The 13,258-nt window shown below is 73.6% G+C and carries 11 protein-coding genes; 8 read left to right on the top strand and 3 right to left on the bottom strand.

Going from position 1 to position 13,258, the window contains the following annotated elements; all coding sequences use genetic code 11:
• Positions 1-440 precede the first annotated feature (440 nt).
• A complete protein-coding gene (locus ACIGYR_RS01050; protein WP_399604707.1) occupies positions 441-686 on the top strand; it encodes a hypothetical protein in 246 nt (81 codons plus the stop codon).
• On the opposite strand, the gene ACIGYR_RS01045 is transcribed toward ACIGYR_RS01050, so the two are convergent.
• On the bottom strand, positions 628-1,056 hold the full coding sequence (locus ACIGYR_RS01045) for a hypothetical protein (protein WP_399604708.1): 429 nt from the start codon (positions 1,054-1,056) through the stop codon (positions 628-630). The two genes, ACIGYR_RS01050 and ACIGYR_RS01045, sit on opposite strands and share 59 nt — an antisense overlap.
• 370 nt (positions 1,057-1,426) lie before the next feature.
• Here ACIGYR_RS01045 and ACIGYR_RS01040 point away from each other — a divergent pair, with 370 nt between their 5' ends.
• Both ACIGYR_RS01040 and ACIGYR_RS01035 read left to right on the top strand, forming a co-directional pair.
• On the top strand, positions 1,427-2,023 hold the full coding sequence (locus ACIGYR_RS01040) for a 4'-phosphopantetheinyl transferase superfamily protein (RefSeq protein WP_399604710.1): 597 nt from the start codon (positions 1,427-1,429) through the stop codon (positions 2,021-2,023).
• A gap of 78 nt (positions 2,024-2,101) precedes the next feature.
• Positions 2,102-3,355 carry a 3-deoxy-7-phosphoheptulonate synthase gene (locus ACIGYR_RS01035; RefSeq protein WP_399604712.1) on the top strand — a complete coding sequence of 418 codons (1,254 nt, stop codon included), beginning with the start codon at positions 2,102-2,104 and terminating at the stop codon, positions 3,353-3,355.
• Between the two features lie 205 nt (positions 3,356-3,560).
• Here ACIGYR_RS01035 and ACIGYR_RS01030 read toward each other — a convergent pair whose 3' ends face one another.
• Entirely contained in the window at positions 3,561-5,075 is a 1,515-nt protein-coding gene (locus ACIGYR_RS01030) for an IucA/IucC family protein (RefSeq protein ID WP_399604714.1), read from the bottom strand.
• Between the two features lie 138 nt (positions 5,076-5,213).
• Here ACIGYR_RS01030 and ACIGYR_RS01025 point away from each other — a divergent pair, with 138 nt between their 5' ends.
• The 3 genes from ACIGYR_RS01025 to ACIGYR_RS01015 all read left to right on the top strand — a co-directional run bounded on the left by ACIGYR_RS01025 (position 5,214) and on the right by ACIGYR_RS01015 (position 9,105).
• Positions 5,214-6,725: an IucA/IucC family protein gene (locus ACIGYR_RS01025; protein ID WP_399604716.1), complete on the top strand. Its 1,512-nt coding sequence runs from the start codon at positions 5,214-5,216 to the stop codon at positions 6,723-6,725.
• Positions 6,726-7,042: 317 nt separating this feature from the next.
• Positions 7,043-8,305 (top strand): VWA domain-containing protein, encoded by a 1,263-nt coding sequence (locus ACIGYR_RS01020; protein ID WP_399604718.1) that lies wholly within the window; start codon positions 7,043-7,045, stop codon positions 8,303-8,305.
• Positions 8,305-9,105, top strand: a complete 801-nt coding sequence (locus tag ACIGYR_RS01015; RefSeq protein ID WP_399604719.1) for a hypothetical protein — start codon at positions 8,305-8,307, stop codon at positions 9,103-9,105. Before ACIGYR_RS01020 ends, ACIGYR_RS01015 begins: the two co-directional genes overlap by 1 nt.
• Positions 9,106-9,272: 167 nt before the next feature.
• Here ACIGYR_RS01015 and ACIGYR_RS01010 read toward each other — a convergent pair whose 3' ends face one another.
• Positions 9,273-9,899 carry a winged helix-turn-helix transcriptional regulator gene (locus ACIGYR_RS01010; protein ID WP_399604721.1) on the bottom strand — a complete coding sequence of 209 codons (627 nt, stop codon included), beginning with the start codon at positions 9,897-9,899 and terminating at the stop codon, positions 9,273-9,275.
• Between the two features lie 81 nt (positions 9,900-9,980).
• Here ACIGYR_RS01010 and ACIGYR_RS01005 point away from each other — a divergent pair, with 81 nt between their 5' ends.
• Positions 9,981-11,189 (top strand): pyridoxal phosphate-dependent aminotransferase, encoded by a 1,209-nt coding sequence (locus ACIGYR_RS01005; RefSeq protein ID WP_391841431.1) that lies wholly within the window; start codon positions 9,981-9,983, stop codon positions 11,187-11,189.
• Positions 11,190-11,356: 167 nt separating this feature from the next.
• Positions 11,357-13,195: a trypsin-like serine peptidase gene (locus ACIGYR_RS01000; RefSeq protein WP_399604724.1), complete on the top strand. Its 1,839-nt coding sequence runs from the start codon at positions 11,357-11,359 to the stop codon at positions 13,193-13,195.
• Positions 13,196-13,258 lie beyond the last annotated feature (63 nt).

The following is a 13,258-nucleotide window of genomic DNA, read 5'->3' as shown; positions in this document are numbered from 1 at the left end:
CGGCAGGAGGAGGCGGGCGGTACAGAGCGACGCACGAATTGCGGCAGGAGCCGGGGGGCCGCCTTTGGGACTCGGCTCCGGGGTCGCGTGGGGTTCCGTGGATTCGTGTCGGCGAGGCCGTGCAGCCGTGTTCCTTCCTGCATATTTTGCCACCCGCCGGTTAAGTGGCGCTCCAAGTTGTTGAGCCTCTCGGACGCCTGTTCCCGGTGCTAGGGTTGCCAGCGGTGTGCGTGAGCTGTCCCATTCGCCATCAACGGGGGTATCAATTTCATGGATTTGCGCGACCTGTGCGGGAGAACGGGAACCGGTCGGTCCAATAAGAATTCGGGTGGGTACAGGAAGGCTCGGTGCGCGACGCCGCCACCGGTGAACGCATTGACCGACGCATTCCCCTTCTCCGCCTTCCGGGTGAGCGCGGCGGAGCCGGAAGCGGGGATGCGGTGACGAGGGAGGGCAACACCAGCACGCTGCACGATCCGCACCTGCTGGCTCGCCTGGTCGAGGGGGCGCAGCGCGGCGACGCGCCGGCGATGGACGAGCTGCTGGGCGTCCTCGCCCCCTACGTCGGCCGGATCTGCGGTCCGGTCGCCCTGCAGGACGGCGCGGACGCGGCCCAGGAGACCCTCATCACCGCCTTCCGCCTGATCCGTCAACTAGATCGCCGCCCGGCAGCCGCAGGCTGGTGAAGAAGGCGAACCGGCAGCCGTCACGGTCCGCCGCGGCGGCCATGCCGCTCGTCAGCACCTTGCCCTGCATCAGGCACCAGCCGGGGCGCAGCACGATGTCGACCTGCTCGCGGAACCCGAGGGCGCCGACCGCCTCACCGGTCAGCCGCTCACCCTCGGACCGCGTGATGCTGAAGCCGCGCAAACCACCGAGGACCAGGGGGAGTTCGCTCGCCAGGTCCGGGGCGACCGACCACAACCGGTCCAGGGACACGTCGAAACGGCGCTCGGCGAACGCCGCATGCCGCCCGGCCGCGGACGCGATGACGTGCAGACGGCGCACCGCGTCCAGTTCGGCTGTCGGCCAGCCGTTGCTCCCCGAGCCGGTCACCCCCGTCCCTCCCTCTGCGTCGCGAGGAGGGGCACACCGAACCCCCGCACGGTAAAAGCATAGTAAAGCAGGGAGTGTGCCGTCGCCGCGCCGCCTCTTTGTGTCCGAGAGGCCGGGATACCGACTTCACCTCGGTCACAGGGAGGGGTTCGGCCGAGCAAGGTGTGGCAGCCCGCCTGGTCGCACCGCCGTGCGGTCCGGCACAATCCGGCGAACCGGGCAGGACGTCGTCCCGGTATTCGCGGAATTCACCGTGCCGTCCATTCCCTGACCCATCAGCCAGTAACAGGGAGAATACCTCGTGCATTCGAATGGGGCGCTCCGCATTCTGCCCCGCGTATTCGCCGGTGCCGGGCCACGTATTCCGGGGGTGGGCTTCGCGGTCGCCTCCGTCCACGAGGGCCCGCCGGTCGCCGTCACCGACGAGGAACGGCGCCTGGCCCGGACGATGCCACCACCGCGCCGCGGCGATTTCCTCATCGGACGCAGCGCGCTGCACCGAACCGTACGCGCGGCCGGGCTCACCGCGGGCCCGGTGCGGTGCGACGGCCCCAGGCCCCGACTGCCCGAAGGCATCTCGGCGTCGATCAGCCATTCCCGCGGCATCGCGGTCGCCGTCGCCGGTCCCGCCGACCGGTTCCCGACCCTCGGCGTCGACCTGGAACTCGCCGATCTCCCGGTCCGCGCCGCTCACTTGGTGCTGCGTGAGCCCGAACGCCCGCTCCTCGGCCCACCCCGGACGGCGGCCCGGCGCCTGCTCACCCTCTGTTCCGCCAAAGAGGCCGCCTTCAAGGCCCTCAGCCCGCTCACCGGTCCGGCCCTGCGCGGCTTGCGGGACCTGCGGCTCACCCCGGACGGTGCCGGATTCCTCGCCCAGGCGGACGGGCACCCCGAGCGTCGGGTGCGCGTGAGCGTACGGCAGCTGCCCGAAGGCGGACTGCTGTGGTGGGCGTTGCCCCACGACTGAGCGCAGCCTCCACCCACCACCCGACCCGCACCCGACACCGCTCCCCTCACCTCACCTCACGACGGAGGCCGATGCCCCATGTCCTCGCCCGCTGCGCTCCGCTCCGCCCGGCCGCCGGCCTGGACGCCGTCCGACTGGCGGCACCACCCTGCCGCCCAGCAGCCCGAGTGGCCCGATCCCGCGCTGCTGCGCCGGATCCGGTCCCGGCTGGCCGGCGCCGCACCGCTCGTACGGCCGCACGAGATCCTCGCCCTGCGCCGGGCACTTGCCGCCGCCGCGCACGGCGAGGCATTCGTGGTGCAACTCGGCGACTGCGCCGAGACGTTCGAGTCCCCCACCTTCGCGGGCGTCGCGGCCCGGGTCGGCCTGCTGCACGGCACCTCCCGGACCATCGGCGCGGCCCTCGGCCGGCCCGTGATCCCGGTGGGCCGGCTGGCGGGCCAGTACGCCAAGCCCCGCTCCGCACCGACCGAGCGCGTCGGGGAACTGGTCCTGCCCTCGTTCCGCGGGCACCTGGTCAACGACCCGGCGCCGGACCCCGCGGCCCGCGTGCCCGACGCGATGCGGCTGCTGGAGGGCCACGCCCACGCGCGTGCCGTGCTCGCACTGCTGCGGGAACTGGCGGAGTCGGGCACGACGATGCCCGGCGTCTCGGCGGCCGGCGCGCCGGCCGTGTGGACCAGCCACGAGGCGCTGGTGCTCGACTACGAGGAGCCTCAGGTACGGCGGGACCCGGTGACCGGCAGCCTGTTCCTGACCTCCACGCATCTGCCCTGGATCGGCGCACGCACCTGCGACCCCGGCGGGGCGCACGTGCGGTTCCTGTCCGGTGTCGACAACCCGGTGGGCGTGAAGGTCGCTCCGGGCACCGACCGCGGGGACCTGGCCGCGCTGTGCGCCCGGCTCGATCCGGACCGGGAGCCGGGGCGTCTGGTGCTGATCTCCCGGATGGGCGCGGAGCAGGTGCGCGAGGTGCTGCCCCCGCTGGTGGCGGAGGTCGCCCGGCTCGGCCACCCGGCCGTGTGGCTGTGCGATCCGATGCACGGCAACACCTATGTCGGCGCCGGTGGTTACAAGACCCGGGACGTGGCGACGGTGGCCGCCGAGATCCGCGGCTTCTTCACGGCCCTCCGCTCGGTCGGCGGCCGGCCCGGCGGCCTGCATCTGGAGGCCACCCCGGCCGAGGTCACCGAGTGTGTCGGCAGCGCCGCCGGCATCGCCGAGGAGGATCTGCCCCGCCGCTACGAGACCGCGTGCGACCCGCGCCTGAACGGCTCGCAGACCGCGGAGATCGCCGCCCTGACGGCGGAGCTGTGCTCGGCCGGTGGGTGACGACGCACCGCCGAACCGGTGCGCCGACGTGCCGGTGCACCGACATACCGGTGCGCCGACATACCGGTGCGCCGACGTGCCGGTCCACTGACGGACCCCGCGCCGGCCTCCCGCACCGACGCCCGATGCCGCCGGCCTCCTGGCCGCTGCACCGGCGGCTGATGCCCCAGTCCTGGCGGCACGGCGCCGGCCGGAGCACGGCGGGTCAGGGGCGGGTACCGGGCTCGGCCAGCGGGTTCGGCAGGGGAAGGTAGCGGGCGTCCGCGCCGTCCGCCCCCGTCCAGCGCAGCAGCAGGTTGGTCTTGCCCGGCAGGGTGGGCGCGGTGAGCAGGCCGGGGATCTCGGGCAGGTCGTGCCGGGCGAGTTCGCGGCGGGCGGCGGGCCACGGATCGAGGCCGGGACGGTGCTCGGCGAGGGCGCCGGCGATCTCCGTGAGGTGGTTGACGACCAGGCAGTACACCAGCCGCTCCCAGCCGGCGGCCCGTGTGACGTCCGGCAGCAGTTTGGCGCCCTCGGCGTCCCGGAACAGGGCCTGCACGGGCAGGCCGGCCGCGTCCACGGCGACGAGGGTGTTCTGCAGATGCGCCTCCAGGACCACCCCGTGGTCGTGGAACGCGGTCAGGACGGGCGGTACGACCTGCCGCAGGTAGGCCGCCCACCAGCCGGCCGGATCGGCCGTGGCGGCCAGCGGGCTGCCCTCGAAGCCCTCGGCGAGACCCGCCGCGAGCAGTGGGGTGGCACCCGGCAGCAGGTGGCCCCGCAGCCCGTCCCTGACCAGCACGGCCAGCTCCTCGAAGGCGAAGGCGGCGGTGCGGTAGCCGCGGTCGCTCAGCCAGGCCGCGGGCGGGCCCATCGCCGCGAAGGCGCGCCCGGCGGCGGCGTCGGTACGGCGCAGTTTCCGCAGGTCGTGACGCCACAGCCGACGGATGTCGTTAGTGATGCGGACGTCCAGGCTGAACTTCAGGAACAGATCGCGACGGGGCTCGTACACCGTGCGGACGGCGGCCGTGGGCCAGGTGTCGCAGGCGGTGGAGCCGAGCCGCAGCAGCCGGCCGTCGGCGAACGCGGGGGCGAGGTCGCCGGCGGTCAGGTCGAGCTGCCAGGGGTGCGCGGGCAGCAGCCGGTAGCCGGGCGGGGCCGCCCCGAGGGCGTCCAGGGCGCTGGTGTCGCCCTCCTCGGCCACCTGGTCCTCGCGGACGCCGAGCAGCTCCAGCGGGAAGCGGGCGTGCGCCTCGGGCGCGTACGGCAGCCAGGACGCGACCGGTCCGCCGCCGCGCGCCTTGGGGGCCGGGTGGTACGGATGGCCGGTGAGCAGGGACTGCTCGGAGCGCAGGTAGGGGTCCTCGGGTGCGGTGGCCCGTGCCCGGGCGGTGAGCAGGGCGGCGACCGCGTCGCGGCTGTCGATCATCTCCGCGGGCAGGTCGCCGCCGGGCAGCCCGGTGTGCCGGCGCAGCTCCTCGGCGACCAGTTTGACCAGCTCCGGGTGGCCGATCCGGCGCCAGGCCCCGGCCGTGTACAGCTCGGGGTCCGCGGGGCGCCGCCCGGCGCGCACCCGCAGCAGTCGTCCGTCCGGCAGCCGGTGGACGCGGCGGTCCCCGGCGGCGTCCGGCAGCGGCTCGGCCACCTCCCGCAGCAGGCAGTTGAGCAGAGGCGCTGCCGCGTACGCGTCGGCGCGGCGGCCGGCCTCGTCGGTGGGGGGTGTGAGGTACACGCGTTCCATTCGTCCCTCGTCCAGGGGCCCGCGGTAGTCCCCGCGCACACCGGGTGCGCCGTCCGGGGCCGGTGATGATCAGTATGGCTGTCGTCCCCGGCGGTCCCCGACTATCGTGCCGTGCCCGCGTACCCGAGGAGCCCTGCCGTGCACCGTCCCCCCACCGCCGAGGCCGAGATCGCCGAGGAGCTGGCCGCCGTCCGGCCCGATCTGCTGCCCCGGTACGCGGCAGAGCTGCCGGGTGCCCGCGCCGCCGTGCTGACCCGGCTGTGGCGGGCGCTGGCCCATGAGCCGCTGCCGTGGCTCACCGGCCGGGTGCCGGGGCCGCACGGTCTCGCCCTGCGCCTGGCCGACGGCCGGACCCTGCACGGGCCGCACGCGGACCCCTACGCCACGAGCGCGTACGTCGGCGCGGTGCGGCTGGACCGGGAGCGGTACGACGATCCGGCACGCCTGATGGCCGCGCTCGGGGTGCCGCACGCGTCCGGCTTCGCGGCGGAACTGGCCGGCAGTGTGGCGTCGCTGGCGCTGTCCCGGGCGGGCGCGGACCACCCGAAGGAGTGGCCGGAGCAGGACTGGGAGTGGGAGCAGCGGGTGGTCGACGGGCACCCGTTCCATCCGAACTGCCGTTCCCGGCCGGGTTTCTCGGTGGCGGACCAGCTGGCCTACGGTCCGGAGCACAGGCCCGTGGTCGGCCTGGGGACGGTGGCGGTACCGGCGGCGGACTGCCTGCTGTCCGGCGACTGGCCGACGGAACTGAGGGCGGGCGAGCGGCTGTTGGTCCCGGTGCACCCCTGGCAGGCCGCGCATGTGCTCGGGCGGCCGTACGCCGCCTGGCGCCCGGCCCGGCCGCTGATGTCCCTGCGCACCCTGGCGCTGCCGGGCGGCCCGCATGTGAAGACCGCGCTCAGTGCCCGGCTGACCTCGTCGGTACGGGACATCTCCGTCGACTCGGTGCGGGCCGCGGCGCCCCTGTCCGCCTTCGCCGAGGACCTGGCGACGCGCACCGGCGGGCTGCTGCACGTCACCCGCACGCTGGGGGCGGTCACCGCCCACTCCCCCGACCTGGCCGCGCTGCTGCGGGAGTCGCCGGAGGCGTACGCCGCTCCGGGCGAACGCGTTCTCCCGGTGGCCGCCCTCGCCACCACCTCCCTGCCCGACTCCCCCTCCTGGCTGGCCGCGTTCGCCCGGCTGGCGCTCACGGTGGGCCTGCGCCTGCTGGATCTCGGGGTGGCCCTGGAGGCGCACGGCCAGAACCTCCTGGTGATCCTGTCGGCCGACGGCACCCCGCTGCGCCTGGTCTACCGCGACCTCGCCGACATCCGGATCAGCCCCGCCCGGCTGGCCCGCCACGGCATCACCCCGCCCGCCCTCACGGGCCGTCTGATCACGGACGATCCCACCGCCCTGCGCCGCAAGCTGTTCGGCTCCCTGGTGGCGGGAGCGCTGGCCGGTACGGCGGGCTCGGGCCCGGCGCTGGCCGCCGCCCTCGGGGACGTCCTGCCCGCACTGCCCCGCACCCCTGATCTGGCCGCCCTGCGGGAAAGTCCGCTGCCCACGAAGGCGTTGACCCTGATGCGGCTCTCACCCGGCCGCTCCGGGGACATCTGGACGACACTGCCCCATCCCTGCGCGGCGCGGTTCCCGGAGACCGGCTGAATTCGCGTCATGTTGGGCACCGGCCGGGGCGAACACCGCACGGCACCGGGGACCGGGACGCCGAACGGCCGCATGGGGATGGTGGCGGGGATGCCGAACGGCCGCATGAGGATGGTGGCCGGGACGCCGAACGGCCGCACGGGGATGGTGGCGGGGACACCGAACGGCCGCACGGGGATGGTGGCGGGGATGCCGAACGGCCGCACGGGGATGGTGGCGGGGGCAGGGGCCGCCGTGGCGGGGCGGGGGCGGGGGCGGGGAGGAGATGGCCACCCGGCGTTTTGGAGTCCGACGTATCTGATCAATAGGATCCGGCGATGATCAGAAGACAACGGCTGGCGGCGGGCGTCTGCGCTCTGCTCGCCGCCCTGACGGCCGGGATCGCCTTCCCCGCCGGAGCGGTCGCCGACGAGACGGAACAGGCCGCGCCGAAGGTCGAACTGGTGCTGGACGTCAGCGGTTCCATGCGCACCCGCGACATCGACGGCGGCACCCGGATGGCCGCGGCGAAGCAGGCGTTCAACGAGGTGCTGGACGCGACGCCGGAGGAGGTCCGGCTCGGCATCCGTACGCTCGGCGCCAACTACCACGGCGACGACCGCAAGGAGGGCTGCAAGGACACCGCGCAGCTGTACCCGGTCGGCCCGCTGAACCGGACGGACGCGAAGACGGCGGTGGCCACCCTGGCGCCGACCGGCTGGACCCCGATCGGTCCCGCGCTGCTGAAGGCGGCGGACGACCTGAACGGCGGCTCCGGCACCCGTCGTATCGTCCTGATCAGTGACGGTGAGGACACCTGCCAGCCGCTCGACCCGTGCGAGGTGGCCCGGGAGATAGCGGCCAAGGGCATCGGGCTGACCATCGACACCCTCGGCCTGGTGCCGGACGCCAAGACCCGCGCCCAGCTCAGCTGCATCGCGGACGCGACCGGCGGCACCTACACCGACGTCCGGCACAAGGAGGAACTCTCCGACCGGGTCGGCCAGTTGCTCGACCGGGCGGCCGATCCGGTGGTGACACCGGTGGCCACCGAGGGCGCGGACCGGTGCGAGCGGGCACCGGCGCTCACCTCCGGGCTCTACACCGACCGTGAGGAGTTCGGACAACAGCGCTGGTACAAGGTGGACGTCGAGCCCGGCCACGAGCTGCGCGCCTCGGTGAGCGTCGCGGACGACCGGGCCGTCGACCCCAACTACGGGGTGCTGCTGCGGGCGGTGACCGTGCACGGACGGGAGATCGTGCGCGGTGAGGCCGCCGGCACCGGCCGCACGGACGTCATCTCCACCGGTCTGCGCTATCCGAAGGCGGAGAGCGACGACGACACGGCGACCGCGGAGACCGTGTGTCTCCAGGTCACCCAGTCGTTCTCGGCGGCCTCGGGGGTCAAGACCACCCCCGGGCTGCCGCTGGAGCTGACCGTCGACGTGGTCGACGGGCCGTCGGGGCACCACGACGTGGCCTCCTTCGGCCTCGGCCGCGGCTGGTGGCTGCTCGGCGCGCTGGTGCTGATCGGTTTCCTGGCGGGTCTGCTGTGGGGCTGGCTGTCGCGCTGGCGGGTCGCGGTCTGGAGGACGAACTGATGCGGATCACACGAGCGCTGGGCACCGCGCTGCTGGCGCTGGGGCTGGCCGCCGGACCGGCCGCCGCCGACTCCTCGCCCTCACCGAGCGCCTCCTCCGACGATGCGGCGCCCACCCGGGCGGGCACCTCGTTCCGCACGGCGACGGAGATCGAGCAGGGCCAGCGGGCCACCGCCTCCGGCTCCACCGGCGACTACCTGTACTGGTCCTTCCCCGCGGACATCGGTCAGCGTCCCACCGTCAAGGCGACGGTGAAGCTCCCGGACACGCACGACCCGCAGACCTGGCAGCTCGACGTGTACGACGGGCTGCGGCGCCGCCAGTCCTGCCAGTACGGCGCGGCGACCCGCACCGCCGCACAGGGCGCCGCCTCGGTCGAGCTGGCGTGTGTGCTGCGCGCGGTGCGCGGCTGGTCGGAGCCGTGGGCCGATGACCCGCTGCCGGGCACGTACTACTTCCGGCTCACGGTGGTGGACCTCGGGGCCGCCGACCTCGGCCAGCCGGTCGGCGCCGAGGTGCGCGTGGACTCCAAGGACATCGGCGGCGCGGCGGCGGTGGACGGCTCGCTGGGCAAGCCGCTGGTCCCCGGCATCGCCGCCAAGTCCAAGGAGGACGAGGGCACTTCGAAGGCGGCGGTGCTGTCCAGCTTCGGCTCGGACGACGGCTGGTCCTCCGGCTGGTGGTCCGACCGCTGGGTGTGGACCGCGATCGGCGGCGTGCTGGCCGCGCTCGCCGGTATCGGGGGCTACGTACTGACCCGGGGATCGGGACGGCCGTCCCGGGTGCCGCCGGGCGCGTGAGCCGTACGGCGAGCACGATCGCGTGAAGGCCCGCCCCTCCGGCGGGCCTTCACCTGCCCCACGCCACCCACCACCCCGACGGCCCCTCGCCCGTCCCGCGCCACCCACCCCTCCGACGGCCCTTCGCCCGTCCCACGCCACCCACCCCTCCGGCGGGCCTTGCTGCCTCACGGCTCCCGCAGGGCCTTGGCGAGCGTGCCGTCCCCGGTCACCGTCACCCGTCCGTCGCGTACCGCGTCCGGCAGGGTCAGCTCGCCCCGGGCGAGGGCCTCGCAGGTCTCCGCGTCCATCACCAGCCGCGCGTCCGCCTCACCCGGCGCGGGCCCGTCGCCGTACACCGGCCCGTCGTCCGCCCCAACGTGGAGGTGGAAGTCGCCCTCTTCCAAGCACACTTCGACCAACCCCTCGCCGTCCAGGGCGCGCAGCAGCGGCAGGGCGAACCAGTGCGCGCGCACGGCGTCGGTGGGCCCGCGCTCGCCCAACTCCCCCTCACCCCACCGGCCCAGCGCCTGTAGCACGGGCAGCAACTCCAGGCCACGCGTCGTGAGTTCGTACACGTAGGCGGCGCCCGGCGGGGGCAGTCGCCGTCTGGTCGTGAGGCCGTCGCGTTCCATGTCCTTCAGCCGTGAGGCGAGTACGTCCGTGCTCACGCCGGGCAGGTCCGCGTGCAGGTCCGTGTAGCGGCGGGGACCGGCGAGCAGCTCCCGGACGATCAGCAGGGTCCAGCGGTCGCCGACGAGGTCGAGCGCGCGGGCCGCGGAGCAGTACTGGTCGTAGCTTCGGCGAGGTGACATGGGACGCAGTCTAGACATGTTGTTGGACTTTCCAAGCTCTCACTTGGTAAAACCAAGTAACACGAGTTCCCGGAGGGGCGCATGGAGTTCCGGCAGTCCAACAAGCTCAGCGCGGTGTGCTATGAGATCCGCGGCCCGGTGATCGAGCACGCCAACGCGCTGGAGGAGGCAGGGCACAGCGTGCTGCGCCTGAACACCGGCAATCCCGCGGCCTTCGGCTTCGAGGCGCCGGAGGAGATCCTCCAGGACATGATCCGGATGCTGCCGCAGGCGCACGGCTACACGGACTCCCGCGGTGTCCTCTCCGCCCGCCGCGCGGTCGCCCAGCGGTACCAGAACCTGGGGATCGAGGTGGACGTCGACGACGTCTACCTGGGCAACGGTGTCTCGGAGCTGGTCTCCATGGCCGTCCAGGCCCTGGTCGAGGACGGCGACGAGATCCTCATCCCCGCGCCGGACTTCCCGCTCTGGACGGCCGTCACGACCCTGGCCGGCGGCAAGGCCGTCCACTACCGGTGCGACGAACAGGCCGACTGGAACCCGGACCTGGCCGACATGGCATCGAAGATCACCGACCGCACCAAGGCCGTGGTCCTCATCAACCCGAACAACCCGACCGGCGCGGTCTATCCGAAGGAGGTCGTCGAGGGCATCCTCGACCTGGCCCGCCGGCACGGTCTGATGGTGTTCGCCGACGAGATCTACGACCAGATCCTGTACGACGACGCCGTCCACCACTCGGCCGCCGCACTCGCCCCCGACCTGGTCGTCCTCACCTTCTGCGGCCTGTCCAAGACCTATCGGGTCGCGGGCTTCCGCTCGGGCTGGCTGGTGGTCACCGGCCCGAAGCAGCACGCCAAGGACTACCTGGAGGGCCTGACCATGCTGGCCTCCATGCGGCTGTGCGCCAACGCGCCCGCCCAGTACGCCATCCAGGCCGCACTCGGCGGACGCCAGTCCGTCCGTGACCTCACCCAGCCCGGCGGCCGGCTGCACGAACAGCGGAACGTGGCCTGGGAGAAGCTCAACGAGATCCCCGGCGTGTCCTGCGTCAAGCCCAGGGGCGCGCTGTACGCGTTCCCGCGCATCGACCCCAAGGTGCACAAGATCCACGACGACGAGCGGTTCGTCCTGGACCTGCTGCTGCGCGAGAAGATCCAGGTGGTCCAGGGCACCGGCTTCAACTGGCCCTCCCCCGACCACTTCCGCATCCTCACCCTGCCGCACGCCGACGACCTGGAGGCGGCGATCGGCCGGATCGGCAGATTCCTCAGCGGCTACCGGCAGTAGCGCCTGGGGGCCGTGTGGCCCGTTTCGCTCGTGTGTGCGAAGATCACCCGGCAACGACCGGGGGCTCCGCACGAGGCGGGGCGGGCACACCGGCCGTCGGTGCGGGTCCTACCGGCGCAGCACCGCCGCCCCGGTCCGGTTCCAGCCAGTGACCAGGGGGAGCATCAGTGTTCTCGTACGGACGACTGTTCTCGTACGGAAGACGTCGTGTCGCGTACGGAAGACGTCGGGCGGGCGTCGCCGTGCTGTGCGCGGCGCTGTCCGCGTTCGCGATGCCGGCCGCGCAGGCCGACCCCGCGCCGCCCGCGCCCACTGCCGGGCAGGAGGCGCGGGAGGCCGCGCGGTTCTGGACCGCGCAGCGCATGGCCGGGGCCCGGCCGCTGGACGCGGTGCGGCACATGCCGTCGATGCCGGGGGCGTCGGCCGCGGCGGCGGCCCGGCCGAAGGGCACGCTGTTCAAGGGAACCCGGCTGGTCGGGACGTTCTTCGGCTCCGACGGACCGAGCGGCACCACCTGGCACTGCACCGGCAGCGTGATCGACACCAAAGCCCGGAACATCGTGCTCACAGCGGCCCACTGTGCGCTGAACATGAAGGGCGACTACGTCTTCGTCCCGAAGTTCGTCAAAGGCGCGGCCCCCGACCGGCAGCCGTACGGCATCTTTCACATCCAGCGCATCTTCGTCGACCCCCGGTACGTGCCCGACCAGGGCTCGACGACCACCAAGAAGGTGTCCTCCGATCTGGACACCGCGTTCGCCCGGGTCTCGGCCAACCAGCAGGGCACGTCCCTCCAGGACGCGGTGGGCGGTGGCCTGACCTTCGCCCGGCCCTCCGGCTACACCCACCGCGTCACCGTCGTCGGCTACCCCTCCTACCGGCACAACAGCGCCGGGCGCGCGGTCAAGTGCACGGTCCCGACGAAACAGCTCAGCGGTTACCGGCAGTTGTCGATGACCTGCGGTGGCTACTACGGCGGGGTGTCCGGCAGCCCGTGGATCACCGACTACCAGGACGACGCCCGCACCGGGCACGTCATCGGCAACCTCGGCGGCTACAACGGCGGCGGCAACGACGCGAACGTCGACTACATCAGCTACGCCACCGCGTTCGGCGCGGACGCCGCGAACCTGCTCGCCGACGCCGTCGCGGACCAGGAGCCGCCCGCCGACCTGCCTCCGTACCGGGGCCCGAAGGGCACGCTGCCGGGTGGCGCGGGACGCTGGCGCAAGGCCGCGCTCATGACCTCGGGCGAATACACCGGCGACCAGCGCGGCGATCTGCTCGTGGTCTGGTCCGACGGCGCGGTCACCCTCTACCCCGGCGACGGCAAGGGCGGGTTCGGCGCCGAGAGGCGGCTGCAGAAGGCCAACTCCACCTGGACGCACGCCCGGACCCTCACCGGCGGCGCCTTCGCCGGCGGCGACCGGTCCGGCCTGCTGGTGCGCTGGTCCGACGGCGAGGTCACCCTCTACCCGCAGCCCGGACCCTCCGGCCTGGGCCGGGAGATCCGGATGGCGGCGCCCCGCTCCGCGTGGAAGAACGCCGCCCAGTTCACCGCCGGACCGTTCCGCAGCGACCGGGGCACCGGCCTGCTGGTCCGCTGGGCCGACGGCACGCTCACGCTGTACCCGGCGGTCGGCACCGGCGGCTTCGGCACCGGTTCGCGGCTCCTCGCGGCGAACGGCACCTGGACCAAGGCCGCCCTGCTGACCGGCGGCGACTTCGGCGGCGCGGCCGACGGGGACCTGCTGGTGCGCTGGTCCGACGGCGCGCTCGACACGTACGCCGACACCTCCCCCGCCGGGCTCGGCACCCGGTCCCGGATGCGCGGCCCGAACAGCCTCTGGAAGAACGCGCAGGTGCTGTCGGCCGGCGGCTTGCGCCACGGCCGTTCCGGCAACGACCTGATCGTGCGCTGGTCCGACGGGGAGACCACGCTGTACGCCGACAGCGGCGCCAAGGCCCTCGGCACCGAGTACACGCTGGTACACCCCGGCACCTGACCGCACGACTCCCGCTGCCGCACACCCACCCACGCACACATCTCGACCCGCTTCCGTACGCAC

The sequence above is a fragment of the Streptomyces sp. NPDC053076 genome (assembly GCF_044546845.1).
Classification (GTDB): domain Bacteria; phylum Actinomycetota; class Actinomycetes; order Streptomycetales; family Streptomycetaceae; genus Streptomyces.
Note: the sequence above shows the minus strand (reverse complement) of the source record. Positions and strands in the feature narration are given on the sequence as shown.